The sequence below is a fragment of the Dactylosporangium sp. NBC_01737 genome (assembly GCF_035963215.1).
In the GTDB taxonomy this organism is placed as follows: domain Bacteria; phylum Actinomycetota; class Actinomycetes; order Mycobacteriales; family Micromonosporaceae; genus Dactylosporangium.
Window position 1 is genome coordinate 4433905 of sequence record NZ_CP109153.1, and the last position, 25464, is coordinate 4459368.

Sequence of the window (25464 nt, forward strand, 5' to 3'; positions counted from 1 at the left end):
GGCCTAGATCAGTGCCGATGCCCGCCAGAGCCGCCTGGCCGGGCCCTCGACGAGGCCGAGCTCCTGCAGGTATGCCGTGACCCGCTCCGCCGACCAGCGCAGCGTCTCGCGGAACACCGGGTTGCGCCAGGCTGCGGCCCGCGCCTGGACCGGGTCGAGGCCGACCGCCGCATACGCGCCCGGGTGGATCAGGGAGTGGGTGACCGTCCACGCGGCCCGGCCGATCATGAGCCGCGAGTACGCCAGGGACGCCCGGCCGGCCCAGCCGCGCCGGCTCGCCGCGACCTGGCGGGCCAGCTCGTCGCGGGCGAAGCGGATGTGCCTGGCCTCTTCCACGACGTGGATCCGTGACACCATCCGGACCAGCGGCTGGAGGCTGTCGTCGGCCATCGCCTCGCGCTGCAGGGCGTCGAGGATCTCCTCGGCGATGAGGGCCGCGGCGAACGTCTGCACCCCGCCGGCGGTCGCGCCGAGGTACTTGCCGAGCGCGCGTTCCACGGGCGCCGGCCGGTACGCGGGCGCGCCGAACGCCTCGATCATCCTCGCGAACATGATGGAGTGGCGGCATTCGTCGCCGACCTCGGTCAGCGCGTACTGCACGTGGCCGGTGCGCGGGTCCTGGTCGCTGACGTGCCGCAGCAGCAGCCGCATGAGCAGCATCTCGAACCAGATGCCGATGCTGGCGATGCTGGCCACCTCGTGCTTGGACAGCTCGATGCGCTGCTGCGGGGTGAGCCCGTCCCACAGGGCCGTGCCGTACAGCGACAGCCGGTGCTCGGGCGCGAACATGCGCTCCGGGTCCAGCGGCGCCCGCCAGTCGATGTCGACGTCGGGGTCGTAGGAGTTGCCGGCGGAGATCTTCAGCAGCCGCGCGGCGGTGGCCTCGCGCTGTGGCGTCTGTGCTGCGGCGGTGGCTGCGGACACGGTCGGCATCGCTGCTCCTTGACGGCTCCGGCAGGACTTGGTACTCATCAGTACCATGCCTGAGGAACCGCAACCGGTCAAGGCCGAGCTGCTCGTCGACGGCGCCGCCCACGCCGTCGAGCTGCACCTGACCGGGCACTTCCAGCCGCTGGACGGCCGGTACCACTGGGGCGGCCGGATGCGCGGCGACGCGGCGGTGGCCGCACTGGTGCGGGCGGGGCGCCGCGACGTGCGACTGCGCTGCGCCCCGGCGGAGCCGGTGCCGGCGCGCCTGCTGGAGGTCGACCCGTGGGGCAACGTCAGGTTCTGCGGCACCGGCGCCCCGCCGCACGGTGCGCCGTGAGAAACGTCGGGCGCCACCCTCCGACCGTGCCCTCGGCAGCTGGCGGGCTGCTCGCGGAGGGTGGTCGTCGGTGTGGCGCCCGGTTGACGCGGTCCCGGTGGTGCTGACTCCTCGGTGCCGGACGCGGTCAGCGGCCGGCGAGGAGCCTGTTCACCGCGTTGTCGACGTCCAGGTGGTCGGTCTCGTGCCCGCGCGGCACGACGCTGTACGTCCGGCGCAGGAAGCGCACCAGCACGCTGCGTGGAACCTCGAACAGCGCGTTGCCGTCCGGTGAGGACAGGGCCAGCGCGACGAAGTCGCCGCGTGGTCCGTTCCACGGCCAGACCCGCACGTCGCCGATGCCCGCGGGCTCGTCCAGGCCGGTGAACAGCAGCTCACGGGCGAAGGACCAGCTGACCGGCTCGCCCCCTGCCGATTCGGCGTGGAAGAGGACGTGGACCGCGTACGGGTCGTTCGGGTCGTATCGCAAGCTGGCTCGCACCGGCAATGCAGTCGCGTCGGGCGCGACGAGTCGTAGGGATGTCTCGACCTCGACGGTCGATGGTCGGATAGCGCTCATGTCGTACTCCCCCCGGCACCGCTGCGGAGCATGCCGTGCCCCGCCTCTCTTATGTTGAGGCGATTCCCAGTGTTACGCGTAGTGATTCTGCGATCTCACTCTGTAGTGTTTCTGGGCCCGATTTGCCGTCAACCGAACAACCTGCGCGCGATGTCCGGTTTTCAGAGCGTGACCGGGGTCCTTGACGTGACGTGTGGGTCGTACGTCAATTCATTCGGGTAACGTCCAGTGGTTCGTGGGAGTGACGGGTTATCCAGTGATGGGAACGGAAATTGCGCGACAGTGAGGCGGACGGGTCGGGCGTTACGCCTGATTCCGGACCGCTTGGCTCCCCACCGGGTGACTTCCGGCGTGTCGCTGCGCCGGAGCAGGGCTCCGGGACGGGTATTGGGACCCGGCTGCTGCGCTGGCGCGAGCGGCTCTACGCGACCAGGGCCGGCCGGTTCGGGGTGAAGCTCGTGGTGGCGCTCGTGGGCACCCTGGTCATCGCGGTCGGCGTGGTGCTGCTGCCGCTGCCGGGCCCCGGCTGGGTCATCATTCTCGGCGGCCTGGCGATCCTGGCCATGGAGTTCCACTGGGCCCGGCGGCTGCTGGCGTTCACCCGCCGGCAGTTGCTGCGCTGGACCCGTCTGGTGCGTGACGGCTCCTGGCTGGTGCGGATCGTCTCCGTCGGCGGTGTGCTTCTCGTCGTCGGTGCGGCGTTGCTGCTCTCGCTGCGGATGCTCGCCTGACTTCACGACAGCGATCATGCTGCGGTCGAGGATGAGCCAAGGACATCCGGGCCGGGTGATCGGTGCCGGCCGTGATCTGCGTGCCGGATCCGCGTTGCCGACTTAACCGATTGTGCGCGTTTCATGTTGTCTGCGTTTCGTGACGCGGTGATTCAGCGGCAGGTGGGCGAGAACGGTACGGTGGGAGTAATCTCGCCCGGTATCAGGGCGTAGTATCCCGCTGAGTATCTTGGTTCGTGTCCGAATGATGCGACGCCGTGTCGATGATGCGGCGCATTGGCAGCACCTGAAAGAAAGGCCACTCATGGCAAAGCGCGTCATCCACGAGCTGATCGACGACATCGACGGCAAGCCCGCTGCCGAGAGCATCGTGTTCGCGCTCGACGGCGTGCAGTACGAGATCGACCTGTCCGCGTCCAACGCGGCGAAGCTGCGCGACGCCGTCGCTCCCTTCGTCGCCGCCGCGACGAAGATCGGGCGTGGTGGCGTGGTCAGCACCGTGCGCGGTCGCGACGTGCGCGGCCGGGGCGTCACCCGTGGCGACCGCGACCAGAACCGTGCCATTCGGGAATGGGCGCAGGCCAAGGGGATCGACGTTTCCGACCGGGGCCGGATCAAGCAGGACGTGGTGGACCGCTACCACGCCGAGGCCGGCCGCTAAACACCGGCGGCCTGCCCGCCGGGCCGCACCGAATTACCACGAGTTGAGAAACCGGTCGATGCAGTGTCGCATTCCGGCGGAAACGAGATCGAGCCGCGGCCCGGCAGGGCCGCGGCTCGATCGCAATCACGACCGGGAAACGAGGGTGGCGCCGGCGTGGATAGCGCAGGGCAGCAGTCGCTGCGCAACCGCACTGCCTGCCGCACCGCCGCCGGCGGCCGCCGTAATGGCAGCGGTCAACTGCTCCACCGCCTGCCAGCCCATCTCGCGGCGCGGGATCCGCAGCCTCGTGACCGCCTCGTCGAGGGGGCCGGCGCCGCTCGGCTCGCCGAGCGCCACCACCGACAGGTCGCCGGGCACCGACCATCCCCGGGCGCGGGCCGCCTCGATCAGCGCCGCCGCGTCGGCGTACTCCTCCAGGAACACCGCCGTGAGGTGCTCCCGCTCGATCGCGTCCAGCCAGCCGCGCTGCGGCGGGCGCAGGTGCACGGCGCCGCCCGCCGCCTGGAAGCCGCGGAGCCGGTCGGCGTGTGACTCGGCGGGGCCGCCGGTGCCCAGGTATCCGACGCGGGTGTGCCCGAGCCCGCCCGCCCGCTGCAGCAGCGCCGTGACCGCGGCCGGGTAGTCGGCGCCGACGTAGGGGACCGGGCCGCCGGCGTCGTCGCGCCGGCCGACGGACACGAACGCGTGCCCCTCCCCGACGAGCCGGACCAGGTCGTCGCGGTCGACGCGGCGGCCGAGCAGGATCGTGCCGTCCGCGATCCCGATCCTGCTGTCCGCGTGGAAGATCTTGCGCCCGCCGCCGCCGGCCCCTGACGCCTGCGAGCTCGACGTGAACAGCAGCAGGTCGCAGCCCAGCTGCTCGGCCCGCTGTTCGATGCCGACCAGGAACGGGTGGTAGAAGTCGGCCGCGGTGCTGGGGAACACCGGCTCATACGTGAACACGCCCAGGATCCGGTTGCGCCCCGACACGAGCCGCCGGGCGACGGGGTCGGCGACGTAGCCGGTGGCGCGGATCGCGTCGAGCACCCGCTGCCGGGTCTCGGGCGCGATCCGCACCTCGTCACCGGTGCGGTTGTTGAGCACCAGCGACACGGTCGCCTGGCTCACCCCCGTCATCCGCGCGATGTCCCGCTGGGTGACCCGTCTGCTCATGCCGCCACCTCCGCTGCGCTCCGGCGTCGGCCTGAGCCACTTCTGCAACGCCGGTTCGCGGCCACTCCGCTGCGCTCCGGTCCGCTCACGCCGCCACCTCCGCTGCGCTCCGGCGTCGGCCTGAGCCACTTCTGCAACGCCGGTTCGCGGCCACTCCGCTGCGCTCCGGTCCGCTCACGATCGAAGGTGTATCACCCTTTGAGCCCCGTGTGGGCGAGCCCTTCCACGAACTGGCGCTGCGCGATGACGAAGACGACGAGCACGGGCAGCGCGGTCAGCGACGCGGCCGACAGCTGCACGTCCCACATCGGGCCGCCGTACGCGTCGACGTACTGCGTCAGCGCCTGCGGCAGCGTGAACTTGTCCTTGCTCGACAGGTACACCACCGGCTCCAGGAACAGGTTCCAGCTGTTGAGGAACGTGAAGATGCCGACCGCGCCGAGCGCCGGGCGGGCCAGGGGCAGGGCGATGCGCCGGAACGTGGCGAACCGGCCGAGCCCGTCGACGCGGGCCGCCTCCTCCAGCTCCTTCGGCAGGGTCACGAAGAACTGCCGCATGATGAACGTCGCCAGGACGCTCGGCGCACCGAAGATCGGCACCAGGATCAGCGGCCAGTGCGTGTCGATCATCCCGAACCGGTTGAACAGCTGGAACAGCGGCACGATCGTCACCTCGCTCGGGATGAGCAGGCCGGTGAGCACCACCACGAACAGCACGTTCTGCCCGGGGAAGCGGATCCTGGCGAACGCATACCCGGCCAGGGACGCGACCGCCATGGTGCCGACGGTGACGATGGCGGCGATGTACAGGCTGTTCCAGTACTGCTCCGCGAACGGCTGCAGCCGGAACACCTCCCGGTAGGCGCCGAAGTGCCACTCGGAGGGCAGCAGCCGCGGCGGGTACGCGAAGATCTCGCTGGTCGGCTTGAACGACGAGGTCACCATCCACCACGTCGGGAACACGAACGGGATGCAGAGCACCGAGAGCAGCCCGTACACGAGGACCTTGGCTCTACTGCTCATGGACGACCCACTTCCGGCGCAGCTGCCACTGCACGAGCGTCAGGGCGAGCACGATGACGAACAGCAGGATGGCCAGGGTCGAGCCGTAGCCGAAGTGATGGAACTGGAACGCCTGCTGGTAGAGGTAGTAGACGAGCACCGTGGTCGAGGTGCCGGGGCCGCCCTGGGTGAGCACGGCGATCTGCGCGAACACCTGCAGCGAGCCGACCACCGTGATGATCGACGTGAGCAGGATCGTGGGGCTGATCATCGGTACGGTGATGCGCCGGAACCGGGTCCACGCCGACGCGCCGTCCAGCTGGGCCGCCTCGTACAGCTCACCGGGTACCCCCTGCAACGCGGCGAGGAACAGCACCATGTTGAGCCCGACGTTCTTGAACACCTGCACCGCGATCACCGACACCATCGCGGTCGGGCCGGTCCGCAGCCAGTTCGGTCCCTCGACGCCGATCGTGTCGAGCAGGCCGTTGACGCCGCCGTTGGACTGCAGCAGGAACCCCCACACGATCGTCCAGGCGACCAGCGACACGACGACCGGGGAGAAGAACAGCGTCCGGTACACCGCCAGCCCCCGCAGCCGCTGGTTGAGCAGCACCGCGAGCAGCAGCGCCAGGCTGAGGTTGAACACGACCAGCCCGACGGAGAAGATCCCGGTCGCCCGCAGCACCGACGGCAGCGACGGGTCGTCCAGCAGCGCCTGGTAGTTGTCGGCGCCGACGAACTCGAAGCTGTCGGCGAGGACGTTCCACTCGTGCAGGCTGTACCAGAGCACCATGCACAGCGGTGCGAAGACGAAGACGGCCGAGCCGGCCAGCTGGGGGGCGATGAACAGCCACCCGGCCAGCCGGTCCACCGTTTGTGACCTGAGCCTCACTGCTTCGCCAGTTGCGGGGCGATCTTCGCGCACACGCCGGACAGCACCGCCTTGACGTCGGCCTGCGGCTGCCACAGCGGGTCGAGGCTGGCGCGGACGGTCTGCGACAGCTCCGCGAACCCGGCGTGGCTGGGGCCGACCGCGCCCTTGGCGATCCCGTCGACGACGACCTTCTGCAGCTGGTCGGGCTTGAGCAGCGGGTTGGTCTTCGCGAGGGTCTCCGCGGTCTGCTGCGAGGTGCGCGGCGGCGGGAAGTACGCGGCGAGCTTCGCGGAGTTCGCGGGGCTGGTCATGAACGCGAGGAACTCCTGCGCGGCGTCGGCGTGCCTGCTCTTCTTGAACACCCCGATGCCGGCCTGGCCGAAGACCGCGTAGTCGCCGACCTTGCCCTTCGGCAGCGGCACCAGGTCCCAGCCGAACTGGTTCTTCAGCAGCGACGCCCGGCTGATCTGGGTGATCGTCATGGCGGCGTCGCCGGCGAAGAAGTCGGCGCTGACGCCGGGGCCCGGCAGGGCCTTGTCGGTGAAGATCGCCTTGTGCAGCGTGGTCATCGCCTCGACCATCTCCGGTTTGTCGAACCCGCAGGTCTTGCCGTCGGTGCTCCACGCCTGCGCGCCCCAGCCGCCCCAGAAGCTGGCCAGGTTCTGCCACGACTTGTAGTCGAAGTCCCGCACGACCAGGCCGCCCTTGCCCGTCGCCGCGTTGACGGCGGACGCGGTCTGCAGCGCGGTGTCCCAGGTCCAGTTCCCGGCCGCGATGAGCTCCGCGGGGGTGGGCTTACCGGCCTTCTTCACCAGGTCATTGTTGACGAACACGCCGAACGGCGAGGTCGAGAACGGGTACGCGTACAGCTTGCCCTGCTGCTGCCAGAGCTTCATCGGGCTGGCGCCGAGGTCCTCGAACTGGTACCCGGGCGTCTTCTTCAGCGTGTCGTCGAGCGGTACCAGCGCGCCGGAGGAGACGAAGTCGGGCGCGGAGTTCTCCAGGATCCAGGCGAGGTCGGGCTGGTTCCCGCCGGCGATCTGCGTGGTGAGCGCGGTGGTGTAGGTGTCGAACGGCAGCGAGTCGAACTTGATCTCGGTGACGTTCGGGTGGGCCGCCTTGTACTCGCCGGCGATCTCGTTGAACAGCTTCAGGTGGGCCTCGTTGGCGGTCCAGATCGTCATGCGCAGCGAGACCGGTCCGGTGTCCTTCGGCGCCTTGTCGTCGCCCGAGCCGCACGCGGTCAGGCCGAGCAGCGCGACGGTGGCGATCGCTAGCGCTGGTTTCAGTCGCATCGGATTCTCCTGGGGTGTCGGGGGGTGTGTCAGTAGCCGGTGACGTCGGGCCAGGCGAGCTCGACGCCGCCTGCGGTCAGGCGGGACTGGAACGCGGCGAGCCGGGCGGGGTCGTCGCGGACGGCGCGGGGGGTGGTGCGCCGGCCGCGGTCGGTCTCGTCCAGGCAGAACGCCGCCAGGGCGCCGGCGGCCTCGCCGATGTTCCACTCGACGGGGTGCAGCCGGTAGCAGCCGTTGGTGATGTGGGTGGTGCCGAGGTTCTTCGCCGCCGGCAGGAGGTTCTCGACCCGGCGGGGCAGCAGCGCGCCGAGCGGGATCTGGAACGGGCTGCTCGGCACGTCGATGTACGTGTCGCCGCCCGTGGACGGGTGCAGGTCGATGCGGTACATGCCGACGCCGACGGAGTCGGGGTAGGCGACGCTGCCCTTGTCGCCGCGCACCGCGTAGGACAGGTCCTGCTCCACGACGGTGTAGTCGGCGAGGATGCGCCGTGACTCGCGGATGTACGGCGCCTGCGCCAGCCCGTCACGCGACCCGGTCACGTCGCCCCGCAGCCGCAGCCCCGGGAAGCCGGTGCCGCCGTCGGGGCGGGGCGCCTCGGTCTGCAGCCAGTACAGCACCGACATGGACAGCTCCCGGGCCCGCGCCAGGTGCTCGGCGGCGTCGGGCACGTCGATGACCGGCGACTCGAAGTAGTCGATCATCGGCCAGTTGACGAGCGTGATGTCGCTGGCGTACGCGCCGGGCGTGAACAGGTTCCTGGCCGCGATCCGCCGGAACGTCCACAGGTTCGCGTCGCCCGGGTCGAGCCGCTGGTCCGCGACGACACCGACCGGGTCGTCGTCGGGGTTCGGGGTGAAGCTGCGCTCCGAGATCTCCAGGGTCCGCGGGTGCGGCGACCGCCACGACAGCAGCGGGCCGCCCCAGAACGGCGGTGCGTACGCCCGCCAGAACCCGTACGCGTCGGGCCGGTCGATCGTGTGGTCGCCGTCGACGTGGTCGATCGCGAAGCACACCGAGACGGCCTGCATGTTGCCCGGCTGCGCGACCGGCGGGGCGCTGGGCTCGCCGGTGTCGTCCTGCGACTCGAACCCGGTCACGTACTCGGTGCCGGTCAGCGGCAGCAGCTCGCCGGTCTCGGTCGCGTCCAGCACGTACCGCGCGGTGACCGTGGTCTGCTCGTGGCTGTCGCGGTGCCTGCCGGTCACGGCGGTGACCCGGTCGCCGTCGGTCTCGGCACCCGTCGCCGTCCAAGGCTGCAGCACGGTGAGCCGGCCGCCGCCGCGGTACGGCTGCAGCATCGCCTCCAGGACGGCCTTCGCGACCGCGGGCTCGTGGCACAGCCGGCTGACGCCACCGGCGCCCGGGTTCAGGTGCGTCCAGCGCCGGGCCGCGTCGGTGAGCGGGTAGTAGCGCCGGTAGTAGTCGCGGATCCCGTCGCGCAGCGCCCGGTAGCTCGCGGTCACCCCGAACTGTTCGACCCAGCTGTGCTCGTCCGGCGGGACCGCCTGGCTGGTGAGCTGCCCGCCGAGCCAGTCGTACTCCTCGGTGAGCACGACCGTCCGCCCGGCCCGCAGCGCGGCCAGTGCCGCCGCCACCCCGCCGAGCCCGCCGCCCACGACGAGGACGTCCGCCGCCAATTCCTTCACGTGCTCTCCTTGCTTGCGCTTGCGCTTTTCAGGGTTTCACCGGGTACGAGCTCGCAGGCGAGCAACGTCTGCCTGGATGCCGTGTCACTGCCGCTGCCGCCGCCGACGATCTCGGTGAGGCGGTCGACCGCCTGCCAGCCCATCTCGCGGCGCGGGGTGCGGAACCGGGTCACGTCGAACGGCGGGGGAGTGGCGCCCGCCCGGGTCGGCTCGCCGAGCACCACAACCGACACGTCGCCGGGGACGTCCCGGCCGTGCCCGGCCAGCGCCGCGATCAGCTCGGCCGCGTCGGCGGGCTCCTCGAGGAAGATCCCGGTGACACCGGCGGCGAGGACCCGGCGGACCGCGTCGGTGAGGGTGTCGTCCCTGCGCGGCTCGTGGGTCGCGAACACGCCGGCGGCCAGGCACGCGTCGGCGAAGCCACGCAGCCGGTCCAGGTGCGACTCGGCGGGCCCGCCGGTGCCCACGTACGCGAGGCGCCGGTGCCCCAGCCCGACCGCCGACGCGACCAGGGCGGCGGTCGCGGCACCGTAGTCGGCGCCGACGTACGGCACGTCGGGGGAGTCGCGCCGGCCGACGCTGACGAACGGGTGGTGCTCGGCGACCAGCCGTGCCAGCTCGTCCCGGCCGATCGAGCGGCCCAGGACGATGCAGCCGTCGGCGAGGCGCATCCGGTGCGGGCCGGACGTGAACAGCAGCAGGTCGCAGCCGAGCTGCTCGGCCCGCTGCTCGATGCCGACCAGGAACGGGTGGTAGAAGTCGGCGGTCGCGCTGGGAAACACCGGCTCGTAGGTGAACACGCCGAGGATCCGGTTGCTGCGGTCGGCGAGGCGCCGCCCGACGACGTCGGCGACGTAGCCGGTGGCGCGGATCGCGTCGAGCACCCGCTGGCGCGTCTCCGGCGCGATGCGCACCGTGCCGGTCTCGTTCAGCACGACGGAGACGGTCGCCTGGCTGACGCCGGTCATCCGCGCGATGTCGCGCTGCGTGACTCGACGTCCCACGGGAATCTCCTTGGCTAATGCGTATCAGCAAGCTCTGGGCACGAATCGTGCGCCGGAGCCCGCTGGCCCGTCAAGCCGTGGGAGGGGTTTCGTTACCCGTTCGCGTCAGATACTAATACGCATTAGCCCCTGCTTCTCGTCGCTTCCCGTCGCGTTCCCCGGGTCAGGCGTCGCTCCTGGTGATCATCTCTGCCAGGCCGATCGGGAGCTCGCGGACGCGGACGCCGGTCGCGTGGTGGACCGCGTTCGCGACGGCGGCCGCCGTGCCGACGATGCCGATCTCGCCGATGCCCTTCACGCCCATCGGGTTGAGGTGCGGGTCGTGCTCGTCCAGCCACGCGACCTCGATCCGCGGCACGTCGGCGTTGACCGCCACGTGGTACGCCGCGAGGTCGCCGGTCACGAAGTCGCCGGTGCGCGGATCGAGCACGGACTGCTCCAGCAGCGCCCCCGACAGGCCCATCGTCATCCCGCCGAGCAGCTGCGACCGGGCCGTCGTCGGGTTCACGATCCGCCCGGCGGCGAACACACCCAGCAGGCGGTCCACCCGGACCTCACCCGTCACCGTCGACACGCGCACCTGGCAGAACTGGGCGCCGTACGCGTGCCGCGCGAACTCCTGCCGGTCGCGGATCTCCAGCGTCGTGTCGGCGCGCACGGCGACGCCGCCGGCGGGCACGTGACCGCCGTGGTCGCGTTCGATGCGCTCCCGCAGCAGCCGGCACGCCTTCGTCACCGCCCAGCCCCACGACGCGGTCCCCATCGAACCGCCCGCGACGGTGGCCGGGCCGATCGCCGAGTCGCCGACGGTGATCTCCACGCAGTGGATCGGCACGTCGAGGGCGTCCGCCGCGATCTGGCGCAGGACGGTGCGGGCGCCGGTACCGATGTCGGCGGCGTTGACCTCCACGTCGAACCGCTGGTCGGCCGTCGCCCGGGCCAGGGCCGTCGACGGCCACGTCAGCGCCGGGTACGTCGAGGCCGCCACCCCGGTGCCGACCAGCCACTCCCCGTCGCGGCGCACCGCCGGTCGCGGGTCCCGCACGACGCGGCCGGAGGCATCCGTCCAGCCGAACCGTTCCGCGCCGTCACGCAGGCACTCGACCAGGTGCCGGCTGGAGAACGGGATCTGCTCCTCCGGGTGTACCGGCGGCTCGTTGTCGATGCGCAGCCGCACCGGATCCCAGTTGCCGGCGAACGCCAGCTCGTCGATCGCGGACTCCAGGGCGAACGCCCCCGGGCACTCCCCGGGCGCCCGCATCCACACCGGCGTCGGCACGTCGAGGGCCACGACCCGGTGCGTCGTGAGGCGGTGCGGCGCGGCGTACATGTGCCGGGACAGCACCGCGCTCTGCTCGACGAACTCGCTCAGCTGCGACGTCTGGCTGACCGCCTCATGCCCGATCGCGAGGAGCCTGCCGTCCGCGGTCGCGCCGAGCCGGATCCGCTGGATCGTCGGCGTGCGGTACCCGGCGATCGCGAACAGCTGCTGCCGGGTGAGCGCCAGCTTCACCGGCCGGCCGACGAGGCGCGCCGCCATCGCCGCGAGGACCACGTTCGCCCTGGGTGAGGCCTTGCTGCCGAACCCGCCGCCGATGTGCTCGTTGACGACCCGCACCGACTGGGGCGGCAGCTCGAACAGGCCGGCGAGCGCTTCGTGCACCGCCGTCGAGGACTGCGTGCCGTCGAACACGACCAGGCAGCCACGCTCCCAGAACGCGGTCGTCGCGTGCGGCTCCATCGCGCAGTGGTGCTCCGCCGGCGTGCGGTACGTCGCGTCGATGCGCACCGCGGCGGCGGCGAACCCGGCGTCGACGTCGCCGATCGCGGAACGCGCCGGGTAGCCGGCGTTGACCTGCACCGGCTGGTACAGCGCGGGATGGTCGATCCGCAGGACGGTGTCCGGTTTCGTGCCGTCCTCCCGGACCCGCACCAGGTCGGCGCCGGCCCGCGCGGCCTCCGGCGACGTCGCCACGACCACCGCGACGACCTGCCCCCGGTACGCGATCCGCGGCGACTGCAGCACCATCAGCTCGGGTTCGCCGATCGGCTCGAGGCGCGGCGCGTTGCCGTGCCAGAGCACCCCGAGGACGCCGTCCTCCGCGAGGGCGCGCGACGTGTCGACGTCGACGACCACCCCGCGGGCCACCGTCGACTGGACGACCCACGCGTACGCGGCACCGGGCACCGGGTGGTCGACCGCGTACGGCGCCCGGCCCGTCACCTTCTCCCACGCCTCGAGCCGCGGGCCCGCGGCCCCGATGCTGCGCCGCGCCGCCTCCGGGCGGGCCTGCGGCTGGGTCTGTGGCTGGGTCTGTGGCTGGGTCTGTGCGCGTGTGCTGGTCACCAGCTGGCCTCCGTCATCCCCCGCAGGACGCCGACCGTCAGGTTGCGGATCAGCGGCACCTTGTACGCGTTGTCCCGCAACGGTCTCGCCGCGGCGAGCTCCTCGTCGGCGGCCCGCTCGAAGCTGTCGACCGTCGCCGCCTGCCCCCGCAGCAGCCGCTCCGCCGCGTACGCCCGCCACGGCCGGTGCGCCACCGCGCCGTACGCCAGCCGCACGTCCCGCACGATCCCGTCGCGCACGTCGAGGGCGGCCGCGACCGACCCCGCCGCGAACGCGAACGACGAACGGTCCCGCACCTTGCGGTACGTCGACATCCGCGCGATCGGGGTCGCCGGCAGCACCACGGCGGTGATCAACGCACCCGGCGGCAGGTTCGTGTCGCGCTCGGGGCGGTCGCCGGGCAGCCGGAAGAACTCGTGCACGCTCATGGTCGCGGGCCCGTTCGCGGTCAGCAGCTCGATCTGCGCGTCCACCAGGGCGAGCGCGACCGCCAGGTCCGACGGGTTCGTCGCGATGCACAGCGGCTGCCGCGCCGGCCTGTCGGTGCCGTTCCCCGCGCCCATGATCGCCAGGTCGCGGTGCTCGCCGTCGAGGGCCGCGCAGCCGGCGCCCGGCTGCCGCTTGTTGCACGGCTTCGTGACGTCGACGAAGTACCGGCACCGGGTGCGCTGCATCAGGTTCCCGCCGACCGTGGCGCGGTTGCGCAGCTGCGCCGACGCCCCGGACAGCAGCGCGAGCGCCACCGCAGGGAACCTGGTCCGCAGCACCGGATCGATGGCGAGATCACAGTTCGCGGTGAGTGCCCCGACCCGCATCCCGCCGTCCGGCAGCGCCTCGATGTCCCGCAGCGGCAGCCCGGTCACGTCGATCAGCAGGTCGGGGGCGGTGACGCCGAGCTTCATCAGGTCGACGATGTTCGTCCCGCCGGCCAGGAACGCGGCACCGGCACGCGCGACCGTGGCGACCGCCGAGTCCGCCGCCTCGGCCCGCTGATACGCGAACGGCTTCACGGCGCGGCCACCTCCTGCGCCGCCACCTGCTGGACGGCCGCGACGATGTTCACGTACGCGCCGCAGCGGCACAGGTTGCCAGACATGCGCTCGCGGATCTCGTGCTCGTCGAGCGCGACGTCCTCCGCCGCCGCCTCGTCCAGCATGCCGACGGCGGAGCAGATCTGGCCCGGCGTGCAGAAGCCGCACTGCAACGCGTCGTGGGCGACGAACGCCTCCTGCATCGGGTGCAGCGGCGGCCGTTCGTGCGGCGGCGTGGCCATCTGGGTCGTCGTGCGGCTGCTGAGTCCCTCGACGGTCGTGACCGCGGCGTCGTGGCAGGTGACCGCGAGGACGAGGCAGCTGTTCACCCGCCGGCCGTCCAGCAGGACCGTGCACGCGCCGCACTGCCCGTGGTCACAGCCCTTCTTGGTGCCCGGCAGCGCCAGCTGTTCGCGCAGCACGTCGAGCAGGGTCGCCCGGTTGTCGACGCGCAGTTCGTGCGTGTGACCGTTGACGCAGAACATGAGATCGCTCGTGTGCTGTCTTTCCACGGTCTTCGTCCTGCCCCACGGCGCCGCGCCCATGCGTGCGCGGCGCCGCCCGCCCCACGAAGTCACCCGGACTGTGGGACCGTAACCACGTGGACGGTGCGGTGACCCGGGACGGCTGCCCCGTCGACCTGTACGCGCTGCTCCCGGCCACCGGAGAGCCCGCGCTCATCCACGCGGCGGTCCCGCCCGGCGCGGAGATCCTCGACCTGGGCTGCGGCGCCGGCCGGCTCACCCACCCGCTCATCGAGCTCGGTCATCCGGTCACCGCCGTCGACAACTCCGCCGGCATGCTCGCCCACGTGCGCGGCCCGGCCGCCGTCCTCACCACCGTCCTCGCCGACATCGAGACCCTCGACCTCGACCGGCGGTTCCCGGCGGTCCTGCTGGCCAGCCACCTCCTCAACACCCCCGACGACCGGCTGCGCGGGCGGCTGCTCGCCGCGTGCCGCCGGCACCTCGCCGCCGACGGCCGGGTGCTGATCCAGTGGCTGCCGCCGGCCTGGTTCGACCGGGTGTTCGCCGACATGCGTGCCGTCACCGGTCGCATCGGCGGCATCGAGGTGACCGACACCCCGCTGTCCCACGACGGCACCGTGCTGCAGGCGGTCTGCACGTACCGCGCCGAGGACGGCGGGGCCTGGTCGCACCGGTTCGCGACCCGCCGGCTGAGCCGCGCCGACCTGCACGCCGCCCTCGCGGGCGCGGGCCTGCGCTTCGAGCGCCACCTCGACGCCGGCCGCCACTGGCTCACCGCCACCGTCTGAACGGCGCTGCCCGGACAGCACTTGACCTCAACCGTGCTTGAGGTTTCAAGCTGGAGCGCATGAAGGCGATCGAGGTGGCCCGCTTCGGCGGTCCGGAGGTCCTGCAACCCGTCGAAGTCCCCGATCCGGACCCCGGCACCGGGACGGACATGGTCGTCGTCGACGTGGACGCGGCGGACACGCTGTGGCTGGAGACGATGGTCCGCTCCGGCGGCGGTGGCGCGTACTTCCCCGTCACGCCGCCGTACCGTCCCGGCGTCGGTGTCGCCGGCGTCGTGTCCGGCCCGTCCGGCTCATCCGGGCGGCGGGTGGTGGCGCGGCTCGGGCACGCCGGCGGCGGGTACGCCACCCGCGTCGCCGTCCCCGCGGACGCCCTCGTCGACATCCCCGACGGTGTCGACGCGCGCGCCGCGGCCGCGGTCCTGCACGACGGCGTCACCGCGCTCGCCCTCATGGACGTCGTGAAGGTCGTCGCCGGCGACCGCGTCCTGGTCACCGCCGCCGCGGGCGGCATGGGCGCGCTGCTCGTCCAGGCCGCGAAGGCCGCCGGGGCGACCGTCGTGGCCGCTGCCCGCGGCGCCGCCAAGCTCGGCGCGCTGCGCTCCCTGGGCCCGGCGCACGTCGTGGACTACGGCGGCGCCGACTGGACCGACACGGTGTGGGATGCGACCGGCGGCGTCGACGTGGTCCTCGACGGCGCCGGCGGCGACTACGGCCGCGCCGCGTTCGACCTCGTCGTCGAAGGCGGCCGGTTCTCCGCGCACGGCACCCCGGCGGGCGGGTTCGCCACCGCCGACCCCGTGCTCGCCCGGTCCCGTGGCATCACCGCGACCGGCCTGGAATCCGTGCAGCTGGCCCCCGACCGGTTCCGTGCGTACCTGATCCGCGCGCTGCACGACGTCGCCGCGGGCCGGTTCACGCCGCTGATCGGGCAGACGTTCCCGCTGGAGCGCGCCGCCGACGCCCACGCCGCGATCGAGTCCCGCACCGCGATCGGCAAGACGGTTCTTACAGTCACATGACTGGGCTAACAGTCACATGAAACGGCCCAGCGTGGCGCGGTGAGCTCGTCGGCCGGGCGGCGGTCCGGCCCGGCCGGCGTCTGGAACGTGAAGCCCTCGCGGACCCAGTACTCGTATCCGCCGAGCATCTCCTTGACCTGGTAGCCGAGCTTCGCGAACTCGAGCGCCGCCCGTGTCGCGCCGTTGCAGCCCGGCCCCCAGCAGTACGTGACGACCTGCACCCCGTCGCCCGCGGGGACCACCTCGGCGGCGCGCGCGGCGATCTGCGCCGTCGGCAGGTGCACCGCGCCCGGCAGGTGCCCCTGCGCCCACGCCTGCGCGCCGCGCGAGTCGACGACGACGTAGCCGGGCGTGCCCGCTTCGAGGGCCGCGTGCACGTCACTGACATCCGTCTCGAACCGCAGCCGCTCCTCGAAGTGACTGACCGCGGCGCTGTTGCGGGTTGCTGTGTTTGGCATGGATGCATCGTGCGGCAGCGGGCACGGCGCCGAATAGTGGCGCGAATGCCACTGTTCGCTAAGATACCGCCATGGCTGGGACGGAAGCTGAGATGACGGTGTCCGTGCTCGTGTTCCCGGGCATGTCGGCGTTCGAGACCGGCATCGTCACCGAGGTGTTCGGGCTGCCGCGCCCCGAGTTCGACCGCCCCTGGTACCGGCTGGCCGTCTGCGCGCCGAGCGACGCGCCGGTGCCGATGATCGGCGGGGCGACCCTCACCACGCCGTTCGGGCTCGACGACTTCGCGGCCGCCGGCACCGTCATCGTCCCCGGCGTTGCGAACGTCCACGCCGACCCGCCGCCGGCGGTGCTCGACGCGCTGCGCACCGCGCACACCCGCGGCGCCCGCATCCTGTCGATCTGCTCCGGCGCCTTCGCGCTCGCCGCCGCCGGGCTGCTCGACGGCCGGCGCGCCACGACCCACTGGCGCTACGCGGAGCTGCTGCAGCGCCGGTTCCCCGCCGTGCACGTGGATCCCGGCGTCCTCTACCTCGCCGAAGGCGACGTGTGGACCAGCGCGGGCAGCGCCGCCGGCCTGGACCTGTGCCTGCACGTCATCCGCGCCGACCACGGCGCCACGATCGCCAACGCGGTCGCCCGCCGGCTCGTCGTGCAGCCCCACCGCGACGGCGGCCAGGCCCAGTTCATCGAGGCGCCGATGCCCGCCGGCACCGGATCCGGCGGTGACGGCGACGAGCGCATCGCCCGCAGCGTCGACTGGGCGCTCGAGCACCTCGCCGAGCCGCTCACCGTGGACGTGCTCGCCCGGCAGGCGCACATGTCGCCGCGCACCTACCTGCGGCACTTCACGCGCACGACCGGCACGAGCCCGATCCGCTGGCTGATCCGCCAGCGCGTGCAGGCGAGCCTGGCGCTGCTGGAGTCCACCGGCTCCCCGATCGAGCAGATCGCGACGGCCGTCGGGTTCGACACGCCGGTCACGTACCGGCACCACTTCGCGACCATGATGCGCACGTCGCCGTCCGCGTACCGCCAGGCGTTCCGCACCCGGACCCACGACCGGTAGCGGGGCACACCCCCGTCGCGGCGCGATCCGGGATAGCGTTACGCGTCGTGCGCCTCTGGTTGACGCTCGTCGGCATCGGGTTCCGGCGATGGTCGACCTACCGCCTCGCGGCATTCGCGGGCGCGTTCACCAACAGCGTGTTCGGCCTGATCCGGGCCGGTGTCATCACCGCGACCGTGGCCGCCGCCGGTGGCACGCTCGGCGGCTACGACGCGCTGACCGGCGTCACCTACGTGTGGCTCGGGCAGGCCCTCATCGGCCCCGTGTTCTTCTTCGCGTGGAACGAGCTGGCGCAGCGGATCCGCACCGGCGACGTCGCCGTCGACCTGGCCCGGCCCGTCGACCCGATGCTCGCGTACCTCGCCGCCGACCTCGGGCGGGCCGCGTTCGTGTTCCTGCCCCGCGGGCTGCCGCCGCTCGCCGTCGGCGCCGCCGTGACCGGGCTCGCCCTGCCCGGCGACCCGGCCGCGTACGTCCTCGGCCTGCTCAGCGTCGCGTTCGCGGTCGTCGTGTCGTTCGCGTGCCGGTGGCTGGTGAACCTGACCGCGTTCTGGCTGCTGGACCTGCGCGGCCCGATGACGCTGTACCTGCTGGTCACCAACATCCTGTGCGGCCTCGCCGTACCGGTGCGGTGGTTCCCGGAGTGGCTGGCGACGCTCGCCGCCGCGACGCCGTTCCCGTCGATGCTGCAGACCCCGATCGACGTGCTCATGGGCCACGCCGCCGGCTGGGAGGCGGTCCGGCTGCTCGCCGTGCAGGCCGCGTGGGCCGCGTGCCTGCTCGTCGCCGGCCGCGTCGTCTTCACGGCCGGCACCCGCAAGCTGGTGATCCAGGGTGGGTAACCCGTACGTGGTCCTGGTGCGGCTGCGGATGCGGGCGCAGACGGTGTACCGGGGATCCTTCGCGATCGACGTCGTCGCCAGCCTCGGCGCGACGATCAGCGGCTTCGGCGAGATCTACGTCATCTTCGCCAACGTGCCGGCGCTCGGCGGGCTCGACTTCGCCGCGGCCGTGCTGGTGTTCGCGATCGGGCACGTGGCGTTCAGCATCGCCGACCTGGTCGTCGGGCACCTCGACGCGCTGCCGAACTACCTGCGCACCGGCACGCTCGACGCGTTCCTGCTGCGGCCGCTGCCGGTCCTCGCCCAGCTGATCACCGCCGAGATCTCGTTGCGGAGGTTCGGGCGCACCGCGGCGGGCTCCGTGCTCGCGGTCGTGGCCCTCGCACACTCCGGCGTGGTGTGGTCGCCGGCGAAGGCGGCGCTGCTCGCGGTGACGGTGTGCGCCGGCGCGGCGCTGTTCGCGGGGCTGTTCGTCGGCGCCGCCGCCGTGCAGTTCTGGCTGGTCGAAGGGGCCGAGTTCACGGCGTCGTTCGTGTACGGCGGCAACTACGCCGCGCAGTTCCCGACGAGCGTGTTCGGCACGCCGGCGCGGGTGCTGTTCACGTTCGTGGTGCCGGCGGCGTTCGTCGCGTACCTGCCGGTGCTGACCCTGCTCGACATCCCCGGCACCCTCCCGGGCGGGATCTCCGGCACCGTGCTCGGCTGGTGCTCGCCGATCGCGGCGGTGGCGGTCTGGACGGTGGCGCTGCTCGGCTGGCGGGCGGGCCTGCGGCACTACACGGGAGCCGGATCATGAGCGGTGGCAACATCATCGAGCTCGACGCGCTGCGGCGGGTGTTCGGGGCGAAGACGGCGGTCGACGGGCTCACGTTCAGCGTGCCGAGGGGTGCCGCCGTCGGGTACATCGGCGCGAACGGTGCCGGCAAGTCCACGACGATCAAGATGCTCACCGGCATCCTCAAACCGACCTCGGGCTCGGCGCTGACCTGCGGGCTGGAGCCGCTGCGGCACCGGCGGCAGCTGGCGCGCCGGATCGGGGTCGTGTTCGGGCAGCGCAGCCAGCTGTGGTGGGACCTGCCGCTGCGGGACTCGTTCCGGGCGCTCGGCGCGATCCACCGGCTGGGTCGCGACGCGCTGCGCGAGCGGACCGCCGAGCTCGTCGACCGGCTGGACCTCGCAGAGTTCGTGGACACGCCGGTACGCCAGCTGTCGCTCGGGCAGCGCATCCGCGGTGAGGTCGCCGCCGCGCTGCTGCACGGGCCGGAACTGCTCATCCTCGACGAGCCGACGATCGGCCTGGACGTGCTCAGCAAGGAACGGCTGCGGGTGTTCCTCACCGAGCAGCGTGCCCTGCACGGCACCAGCCTGCTGCTCGCGACCCACGACATGGGCGACGTGCGCCGGCTCACCGAACGCATCCTCGTCGTCGACCACGGGCGGCTCGCGTTCGACGGGACGCTGCCCCAGCTGGTCGGGCAGGTCGGCGCCGAACGGATCGTGGTCGTCGACCTCACCGAACCGGCGCCGCCGCTGGACGGCATCCCCGGCACGCGCCTGGTCGGGACGGAGGCGGACGGGCTGCGGCAGCGGCTGTCGTTCGGGCCGGGCGAGACGACCGTCGCGGCGATCCTGACCGCGGTGACGCAGCGGGCACAGCTGCACGACCTGACGATCGAGGAGCCGGACATCGAAGCGGTGGTGCGACGCCTGTACGCGTCCTGACGGGACATTTGTCACCGCCGGCGTGCGACACACGCATCTGCCGCCACCGGAAGCCGGACCCTAGCGTCGATGCATGACCACGATCGAGCTGGATCACGTGTCGTACGCCTACAGCAGCACCAACGGGGGCGTCCCCGCCGTGCAGGACGTGTCACTGCGCGTCGGGGCGGGAGAGATCGTCGCGATGCTGGGGCCCAACGGCGCCGGCAAGTCCACGACGCTGCTCCTGCTGCTGGGCATGCTGCCGCCGCGGGCCGGCACCGTGCGGCTGTTCGGCGGCTCCGCCGACCGGGCCGTCGCCGCCGGCCGGGTCGGCGCGATGCCGCAGGTCGGCGGCATGCCGCCCCGGGCGAGCGTCGGTGACCTGCTCGAGTTCCTGCACGCGGTGTACCCGCGGCCGATGCCGGTCCGGGAGGCCCTCGCGCTCGCCGACCTCGGCGGGCTCGCGGGACGGACCGTGGAGCGGCTGTCCGGCGGGCAGCAGCAGCGGCTCCGCTTCGCGATGGCCGTCATCGGCCGGCCCGACCTGCTGATCCTCGACGAACCGACGGCGGCGCTGGACGTGCAGTCCCGGCGGGCGTGCTGGACGGCGATCCGCGAGTACGCCGCGCAGGGCCGCACCGTGCTGTTCTCCACCCACAACCTGGAGGAGGCCGACGGCAACGCCGACCGGATCGTCGTGCTCGACCGTGGGCGGATCATCGCCGACGGCACCGCCGCCAGCGTGAAACACCAGGTCGGCGTGCGGACCGTGAGCGTGGCGGGCGCCGCGTCGTCCAGCGGGTTCGCCCAGCTGCCCGGGGTCGTCGCGGTCGCGGACCGGGCCGGGCGGGTCGTGCTCACCACCACCGACTCGGACGCGACGGTGCTCGCGCTCGCCGCCCTCGGCCGGCTGCGCGACCTCGAGGTCACCGGCGTCGGCCTCGAAGAGGCGTTCCTTTCCCTCACCGGCACGAAAACAGGAGTCTGACATGCGCGCATATGTGCGGCTGGAACTGCGGCGGCTGGCCCGGATGCCAGGGCTGCTCATCTTCGCGGTGCTGATGCCGCTGCTGAGCTACCTGCTCTTCACGAACATCGACGGGTTGACGGGGCAGGAGCGCGACGTCGCCGCGACGTACACGATGATCAGCATGGCCGGCTACGGGGCGATCGGCGCCCTGCTCAACTACGCCTCCGGCGTCGTGGTCGACCGGTCGATCGGCTGGATGCGGCAGCTGCGGCTCACGCCGCTGTCGCCGGTGCGGGTCGTCGTCGGCAAGGGGCTCGCGGCGATGGTGACCGCGATCGTCCCCGTGGTCGCGTTGTGCGTCGCCGCGTCGGTCGTGAACGGTGTACGGCTCGACGCGGGGCAGTGGCTGGCGATCGTGCCGCTGCTGTGGTTCGGGGCGCTGCCGTTCGCGCTGCTCGGCCTCGGCATGGGGTACCTCGCGACCGCGCAGACGGTGCAGCCGCTGAACCTGCTCGTGTACCTGGGGATGTCGATCGTCGGCGGGCTGTGGCTGCCGCTGGACGCGCTGCCCGGCTGGGTCGCGGCGGTCGGGCGGTGGCTGCCGACCCACGCGTACGCCGACATGTCGTGGCAGGTCGCCTTCGGTGGTTCGCCGACGGTCACGGACCTGCTGACGCTCGCCGGCTGGTTGGTCGCGTTCACGGCGCTCGCCGTCGCCGGGTTCCGCCGGTCGGTCCGCAGCACCGCGAGCCTGTGAACGCCGGGCCGGAGCACGCGGAGGCTAGGGTGGAGCGCATGCCCGTGCAGCGGTGGAGGCCGTCAGTCGGCGGGCTGGTGTGGGTCGGGGTGTGGACGTTTCCGCTGCTGGACCCGCTCAGCACGATCGACGCCACGCACGGCGGGGTGCTTGCGGGCGTCGGGCTCGGGGTGTTCACGCTCACGTACATGGTGATCACCACGCTCGGGTTCGACCACCGCGACGACCTGCGCCGGGTCTCCGGCACCGGGTTCGGGGTCGTCGCCGCGCTCGGGGCCGGGCTGGCCGCCGCGTACGGCGAGCACTGGCTCATCCTGATGCTGTTCGTGGCGACGTGCGGGATGGCGGTGTACGCGGGCCGGGAGCGGGTGACCGTCGCGTTCGCCGTGCTCGTGTCGGTGCTGGCGGCCACGGTCCTGCTCGGGCTGCTGCACGACGCCCTGGCCACGGCGCTGACCACCGTCATCGGCACGGTCCTCGCGTCGGGGCTCGTCGGCGCGGTACGCCAGATGCAGCGGCTGATCCGGGAGCTGCGGCAGACCCGGGACGCCCTCGCGACCGTCGCCGTCGCGGAGGAGCGGCTGCGGTTCTCCCGTGACCTGCACGACCTGCTCGGCCACACGCTGTCGGTGATCGTGGTCAAGGCCGAGGTGGTGCGCCGCATCGCCGAACGGGACCCGCCCGCGGCCGCCGCGCAGGCCGCCGACATCGAGGACATCGGCCGCAGGGCGCTGGTCGAGATCCGGGAGGCGGTCACCGGGTACCGGGAGAGCGGGCTGACCGCCGAGCTCACCCGGGCGAAGGGGGTACTGTCCAGCGCGGGGATCACCGCGACGGTGCAACGGACCGCGGACCCGCTGCCGGAGGCCGCCGACCGGCTCCTGGCCTGGGTGCTGCGGGAGGCGACGACGAACGTGGTCCGGCACAGCGGCGCGCAACGCTGCGACATCGAGATCTCCACCATGGACGGCGCGGCGGCACTGAGCGTCGTGGACAACGGCGGCGCGGCTGAGCGTGCCGCGTCCGGCGGTGCCTCGTTCGGCAACGGGCTGCGGGGGCTCACCGAGCGGCTCGGCGCCGCCGGCGGCACGCTGCAGGCGGGTGCCCGCGACGGCGGCGGGTTCGCGCTGGTCGCGAGACTGCCGCTGTGACGGGCGCCGCGATGATCAGGGTGTTGCTGGCCGAGGACCAGGGCATGATGCGGGGCGCGCTCGCGCTGCTGCTCGGCCTGGAGCCGGACCTGGAGGTGGTGGCGCAGGTCGCGACCGGTGACCAGATCGTCCCCGTCGCGGAGCGGGTACGGCCGGACGTGGCGCTGCTCGACATCGAGATGCCCGGTGGCGACGGGATCACCGCGACCGCGCAGCTGCGCCGGCGGCTGCCCGGATGCAAGGTGCTGATCCTGACGACGTTCGGGCGGCCCGGGTACCTGCGCCGCGCGATGGAGGCCGGCGCGAGCGGCTTCCTCGTGAAGGACGGCCCGGTCGAGGACCTGGCCGCCGCGATCCGCCGGGTCCGCGCCGGTGGACGCGTCGTCGACCCCGCCCTGGCCGCCGCGGCCCTCGCCGCCGGGCCCGACCCGCTCACCGACCGGGAGCGCGACGTGCTGCGCGAGTCGGCGGGCGGCGCGACGGTCGCCGACGTCGCCGCCAGGCTGCACCTGTCGGAGAGCACGGTCCGCAACTACCTGTCGGCGGCGATCACGAAGACCGGCACCCGCAACCGCATCGAGGCCGTCGGTGTCGCGCAGTCCAACGGCTGGCTGTGAGCGCCCGGTCCGGCGGCGGCGCTACGGCAGGATCGCGTCGACGTAGCCGCCGTCGACGCGGACCGCGCCGCCCGTCGTCGCGGAGGCGAACGTGGAGCTGAGGTAGACCACGAGGTTCGCGATCTCCTCCGGCTCGATCAGCCGCTGCAGCAGCGAGTTGGGGCGGTGCCGGCGCATGAACTCCCGCTGCGCCTCGTCCCAGGGCAGGTTGCGGCCGACCAGGTCGTACACGAAATCCTCCACACCGCCGGTGTGGGTGGGGCCCGCGATGACGGAGTTGACGGTGACGCCGGTGCCGGCGGCCTCCTTCGCGAAGCCGCGCGAGACCGCGAGCAGCGCCGTCTTCGACATGCCGTAGTGGATCATCTCGGCGGGGATGGTGACGGCGGAGTCGCTGGCGATGTACTGCACCCGGCCCCACCCCCGCTGTTTCATCCCCGGGAGGTAGGCGCGGGTGAGGCGCACGCCGGTGAGGACGTTCGTCTCGAAGTACCTGCGCCACTCGTCGTCGGTGATCTCCAGGGCCGGCCGGGCGCCGAAGATGCCGAGGTTGTTGACGAGGATGTCGACCTCGGGCAGGACCTCCAGCGCCGTGCGGGTGCCGTCGTCGGTGGTGACGTCGGCGGCGACGGCCACGAACCCGGCGCCCGGCGCCTGTTCGCGCAGCGTGGCCAGGGCCTGCTCGACGGACCCGGCGGTGCGGCCGTTGACGCCGACCGTGGCACCGGCGCGGCCCAGGCCGAGCGCGATCGCGGCGCCGATGCCCTGGGTGGAGCCGGTGACGAGTGCGGTACGCCCGGCAAGCTCGATCTTCACGCCGTCAATCGTGCCACCGCCGGACCGGTCCGGCGCTGTGTCCGGCCGAGGCTCCCCCCGCAGCGCTGCCAGTGCCGCAGCATGGGGGCGACGTCCCAGCCGAGCTCGCGGGAGCGGTACACGGCGTCGGCGCACCGCACCGTCCAGCTCTGCCGTGCCGTGTCGCGTGCCGTGCCGGGTGGCAGCAGCTCGTCGCGCAGGTCCTGCAGGACGCGGATCGAGTGTTCGAACGCGGGCACCTCGCACTCGCGGTCGCTCAGCGCGGCCATCCAGTCCACGTCGCGGCCGTCGCAGACGGTGCAGGCGCAGCCGAACAGGTCCGGGTCGCCGTGGCGGCGGTGGGCTCTCGCGATGGCGCCGATCCGGCGGTACGACAGCGTCGGGCGGAACACCGCCGACGGCGCCGCGGGCCGGAAGCCGCGTGGCTGGGCGCCGGCGGCGACCGGTGCCGGGCGGGGGTCAGGTGGCGCAGCCCGGCGACGGTGCCGACCGCCGCGGCCTGCGCGCCGTGGCACAACGCGCCGAGGGCGGACACGTCGCAGCGCAGCAGCAGCGTCGGCACGCCGCAGCCGAGCACGGCGAGGAGGCCGTCGACCACGCCGGGCAGGGCGAACGGGTCGCGGTTCGCCTCCAGGACCAGCGCGACGGGGGCACCGGCGGCGCGGATGTGACCGGTCAGGACCGTGCGGTGCAGCCGATCCTGCAGCCAGGTCGGGTGCAGCGGCAGGACGGCGATCGTGTCGGGCAGCACGGCGGCGCGGTGCAGGATGCCGGCGAGCCCGGGTTCGTCGCCGCTGTCGACGTACCCGGAGTCGGTGAGCACCGGCACGCCCAGCTCCCGCTGCCGGCGCAGCCACCGCGGGTTGAACGGCGCGCTCGCCGGCAGCCGCGCCTGGCCGGCGTAGCGGGCCGCGTCGAGCAGCAGCGGCGCCTCGAACCGGCGCTGGCGCAGCAGGTACGCGGCGGTGGCGAGCAGGCCCGCCTCGTCGCGCTGGTACGGCGAGATGACGAGGCCCGCGCCGGGACGTCCGGCGATCGGCGCGCAGCGCAACGCCTGGTTGGCCGAACAGTGCACCAGCAACGTGCCGTCGGTGATCATGGCATTCGTCGATCCCGTCACTATTGGTACATCAAGCGTAACCAGTAGTGCGGGATTCACGAACATTCACGTTCGTACGTGTGTGCTATCTGAGTTTCCCGCGGCCCT

28 protein-coding genes are annotated in these 25464 nt (G+C 72.6%); 13 read left to right on the top strand and 15 right to left on the bottom strand.

Annotated elements, in window-relative coordinates:
* Nucleotides 1–3: 3 nt before the first annotated feature.
* Nucleotides 4–933, bottom strand: a complete 930-nt coding sequence (locus OHA72_RS20190; protein ID WP_327009349.1) for an AurF N-oxygenase family protein — start codon at nucleotides 931–933, stop codon at nucleotides 4–6.
* Nucleotides 934–979: 46 nt separating this feature from the next.
* Between OHA72_RS20190 and OHA72_RS20195 the strand changes: the two genes are divergently transcribed.
* Entirely contained in the window at nucleotides 980–1267 is a 288-nt protein-coding gene (locus OHA72_RS20195) for a DUF4873 domain-containing protein (RefSeq protein ID WP_327009350.1), read from the top strand.
* Nucleotides 1268–1394: 127 nt separating this feature from the next.
* Here OHA72_RS20195 and OHA72_RS20200 read toward each other — a convergent pair whose 3' ends face one another.
* Nucleotides 1395–1826, bottom strand: a complete 432-nt coding sequence (locus tag OHA72_RS20200; protein ID WP_033356715.1) for an SsgA family sporulation/cell division regulator — start codon at nucleotides 1824–1826, stop codon at nucleotides 1395–1397.
* A 458-nt stretch (nucleotides 1827–2284) separates the two neighbouring features.
* Between OHA72_RS20200 and OHA72_RS20205 the strand changes: the two genes are divergently transcribed.
* Entirely contained in the window at nucleotides 2285–2557 is a 273-nt protein-coding gene (locus OHA72_RS20205) for a TIGR02611 family protein (protein WP_327009351.1), read from the top strand.
* A 304-nt stretch (nucleotides 2558–2861) separates the two neighbouring features.
* Entirely contained in the window at nucleotides 2862–3218 is a 357-nt protein-coding gene (locus OHA72_RS20210; RefSeq protein ID WP_203852988.1) for a histone-like nucleoid-structuring protein Lsr2, read from the top strand.
* A gap of 126 nt (nucleotides 3219–3344) precedes the next feature.
* Here the strand turns inward: OHA72_RS20210 and OHA72_RS20215 are convergent, their stop codons facing one another.
* From OHA72_RS20215 to OHA72_RS20255, 9 genes are all read right to left on the bottom strand, one after another.
* The gene (locus OHA72_RS20215; RefSeq protein ID WP_327009352.1) at nucleotides 3345–4373 is read right to left on the bottom strand and encodes a LacI family DNA-binding transcriptional regulator; all 1029 of its coding nucleotides are present in this window, start codon (nucleotides 4371–4373) and stop codon (nucleotides 3345–3347) included.
* Between the two features lie 191 nt (nucleotides 4374–4564).
* Entirely contained in the window at nucleotides 4565–5395 is an 831-nt protein-coding gene (locus tag OHA72_RS20220; protein ID WP_327009353.1) for a carbohydrate ABC transporter permease, read from the bottom strand.
* Complete coding sequence (locus OHA72_RS20225) at nucleotides 5385–6248, bottom strand: carbohydrate ABC transporter permease (RefSeq protein WP_327009354.1); 864 nt, start codon at nucleotides 6246–6248, stop codon at nucleotides 5385–5387. The genes OHA72_RS20220 and OHA72_RS20225 overlap by 11 nt, the downstream gene beginning before the upstream one ends.
* Nucleotides 6249–6265: 17 nt before the next feature.
* Nucleotides 6266–7546, bottom strand: a complete 1281-nt coding sequence (locus OHA72_RS20230) for an ABC transporter substrate-binding protein (RefSeq protein WP_327009355.1) — start codon at nucleotides 7544–7546, stop codon at nucleotides 6266–6268.
* Between the two features lie 29 nt (nucleotides 7547–7575).
* On the bottom strand, nucleotides 7576–9195 hold the full coding sequence (locus OHA72_RS20235) for an FAD-dependent oxidoreductase (protein WP_327009356.1): 1620 nt from the start codon (nucleotides 9193–9195) through the stop codon (nucleotides 7576–7578).
* Complete coding sequence (locus tag OHA72_RS20240) at nucleotides 9192–10199, bottom strand: LacI family DNA-binding transcriptional regulator (protein WP_327009357.1); 1008 nt, start codon at nucleotides 10197–10199, stop codon at nucleotides 9192–9194. Before OHA72_RS20240 ends, OHA72_RS20235 begins: the two co-directional genes overlap by 4 nt.
* A gap of 163 nt (nucleotides 10200–10362) precedes the next feature.
* Nucleotides 10363–12546: a xanthine dehydrogenase family protein molybdopterin-binding subunit gene (locus OHA72_RS20245; RefSeq protein WP_327009358.1), complete on the bottom strand. Its 2184-nt coding sequence runs from the start codon at nucleotides 12544–12546 to the stop codon at nucleotides 10363–10365.
* Nucleotides 12543–13556 (bottom strand): FAD binding domain-containing protein, encoded by a 1014-nt coding sequence (locus tag OHA72_RS20250; protein ID WP_327009359.1) that lies wholly within the window; start codon nucleotides 13554–13556, stop codon nucleotides 12543–12545. Before OHA72_RS20250 ends, OHA72_RS20245 begins: the two co-directional genes overlap by 4 nt.
* Nucleotides 13553–14062: a (2Fe-2S)-binding protein gene (locus OHA72_RS20255; RefSeq protein WP_327011617.1), complete on the bottom strand. Its 510-nt coding sequence runs from the start codon at nucleotides 14060–14062 to the stop codon at nucleotides 13553–13555. Before OHA72_RS20255 ends, OHA72_RS20250 begins: the two co-directional genes overlap by 4 nt.
* Before the next feature lie 116 nt (nucleotides 14063–14178).
* Here OHA72_RS20255 and OHA72_RS20260 point away from each other — a divergent pair, with 116 nt between their 5' ends.
* The gene (locus OHA72_RS20260; protein WP_327009360.1) at nucleotides 14179–14853 is read left to right on the top strand and encodes a class I SAM-dependent methyltransferase; all 675 of its coding nucleotides are present in this window, start codon (nucleotides 14179–14181) and stop codon (nucleotides 14851–14853) included.
* Between the two features lie 59 nt (nucleotides 14854–14912).
* Nucleotides 14913–15875 (top strand): zinc-binding dehydrogenase, encoded by a 963-nt coding sequence (locus OHA72_RS20265; RefSeq protein ID WP_327009361.1) that lies wholly within the window; start codon nucleotides 14913–14915, stop codon nucleotides 15873–15875.
* 5 nt (nucleotides 15876–15880) lie between these two features.
* Here OHA72_RS20265 and OHA72_RS20270 read toward each other — a convergent pair whose 3' ends face one another.
* Nucleotides 15881–16333: a rhodanese-like domain-containing protein gene (locus OHA72_RS20270; protein ID WP_327009362.1), complete on the bottom strand. Its 453-nt coding sequence runs from the start codon at nucleotides 16331–16333 to the stop codon at nucleotides 15881–15883.
* A gap of 71 nt (nucleotides 16334–16404) precedes the next feature.
* Between OHA72_RS20270 and OHA72_RS20275 the strand changes: the two genes are divergently transcribed.
* The 8 genes from OHA72_RS20275 (at nucleotide 16405) to OHA72_RS20310 (ending at nucleotide 23441) form a co-directional block, all read left to right on the top strand.
* Entirely contained in the window at nucleotides 16405–17400 is a 996-nt protein-coding gene (locus tag OHA72_RS20275) for a helix-turn-helix domain-containing protein (protein ID WP_327009363.1), read from the top strand.
* A 47-nt stretch (nucleotides 17401–17447) separates the two neighbouring features.
* Nucleotides 17448–18242, top strand: coding sequence for an ABC transporter permease (locus OHA72_RS20280; RefSeq protein ID WP_327009364.1), 795 nt, complete (start codon nucleotides 17448–17450; stop codon nucleotides 18240–18242).
* A complete protein-coding gene (locus OHA72_RS20285) occupies nucleotides 18235–19038 on the top strand; it encodes an ABC transporter permease (RefSeq protein ID WP_327009365.1) in 804 nt (267 codons plus the stop codon). The genes OHA72_RS20280 and OHA72_RS20285 overlap by 8 nt, the downstream gene beginning before the upstream one ends.
* Nucleotides 19035–19964: an ABC transporter ATP-binding protein gene (locus OHA72_RS20290; RefSeq protein WP_327009366.1), complete on the top strand. Its 930-nt coding sequence runs from the start codon at nucleotides 19035–19037 to the stop codon at nucleotides 19962–19964. Before OHA72_RS20285 ends, OHA72_RS20290 begins: the two co-directional genes overlap by 4 nt.
* 73 nt (nucleotides 19965–20037) lie before the next feature.
* Nucleotides 20038–20934 carry an ABC transporter ATP-binding protein gene (locus tag OHA72_RS20295; RefSeq protein WP_327009367.1) on the top strand — a complete coding sequence of 299 codons (897 nt, stop codon included), beginning with the start codon at nucleotides 20038–20040 and terminating at the stop codon, nucleotides 20932–20934.
* 1 nt (nucleotide 20935) lies between these two features.
* Nucleotides 20936–21673, top strand: coding sequence for an ABC transporter permease (locus OHA72_RS20300; RefSeq protein ID WP_327009368.1), 738 nt, complete (start codon nucleotides 20936–20938; stop codon nucleotides 21671–21673).
* A 38-nt stretch (nucleotides 21674–21711) separates the two neighbouring features.
* Nucleotides 21712–22824 (top strand): sensor histidine kinase, encoded by a 1113-nt coding sequence (locus tag OHA72_RS20305; RefSeq protein ID WP_327009369.1) that lies wholly within the window; start codon nucleotides 21712–21714, stop codon nucleotides 22822–22824.
* An 11-nt stretch (nucleotides 22825–22835) separates the two neighbouring features.
* Nucleotides 22836–23441, top strand: a complete 606-nt coding sequence (locus OHA72_RS20310; RefSeq protein ID WP_327009370.1) for a response regulator transcription factor — start codon at nucleotides 22836–22838, stop codon at nucleotides 23439–23441.
* 21 nt (nucleotides 23442–23462) lie between these two features.
* Here OHA72_RS20310 and OHA72_RS20315 read toward each other — a convergent pair whose 3' ends face one another.
* Genes OHA72_RS20315 through OHA72_RS20325 form a run of 3 tightly spaced genes read right to left on the bottom strand, consistent with a single transcriptional unit; the run spans nucleotide 23463 to nucleotide 25356 of the window.
* Nucleotides 23463–24257: an SDR family NAD(P)-dependent oxidoreductase gene (locus OHA72_RS20315; protein WP_327009371.1), complete on the bottom strand. Its 795-nt coding sequence runs from the start codon at nucleotides 24255–24257 to the stop codon at nucleotides 23463–23465.
* Nucleotides 24254–24526, bottom strand: a complete 273-nt coding sequence (locus OHA72_RS20320; protein ID WP_327009372.1) for a hypothetical protein — start codon at nucleotides 24524–24526, stop codon at nucleotides 24254–24256. Before OHA72_RS20320 ends, OHA72_RS20315 begins: the two co-directional genes overlap by 4 nt.
* Nucleotides 24514–25356, bottom strand: a complete 843-nt coding sequence (locus OHA72_RS20325) for a hypothetical protein (protein WP_327009373.1) — start codon at nucleotides 25354–25356, stop codon at nucleotides 24514–24516. Before OHA72_RS20325 ends, OHA72_RS20320 begins: the two co-directional genes overlap by 13 nt.
* Nucleotides 25357–25464: the final 108 nt, after the last annotated feature.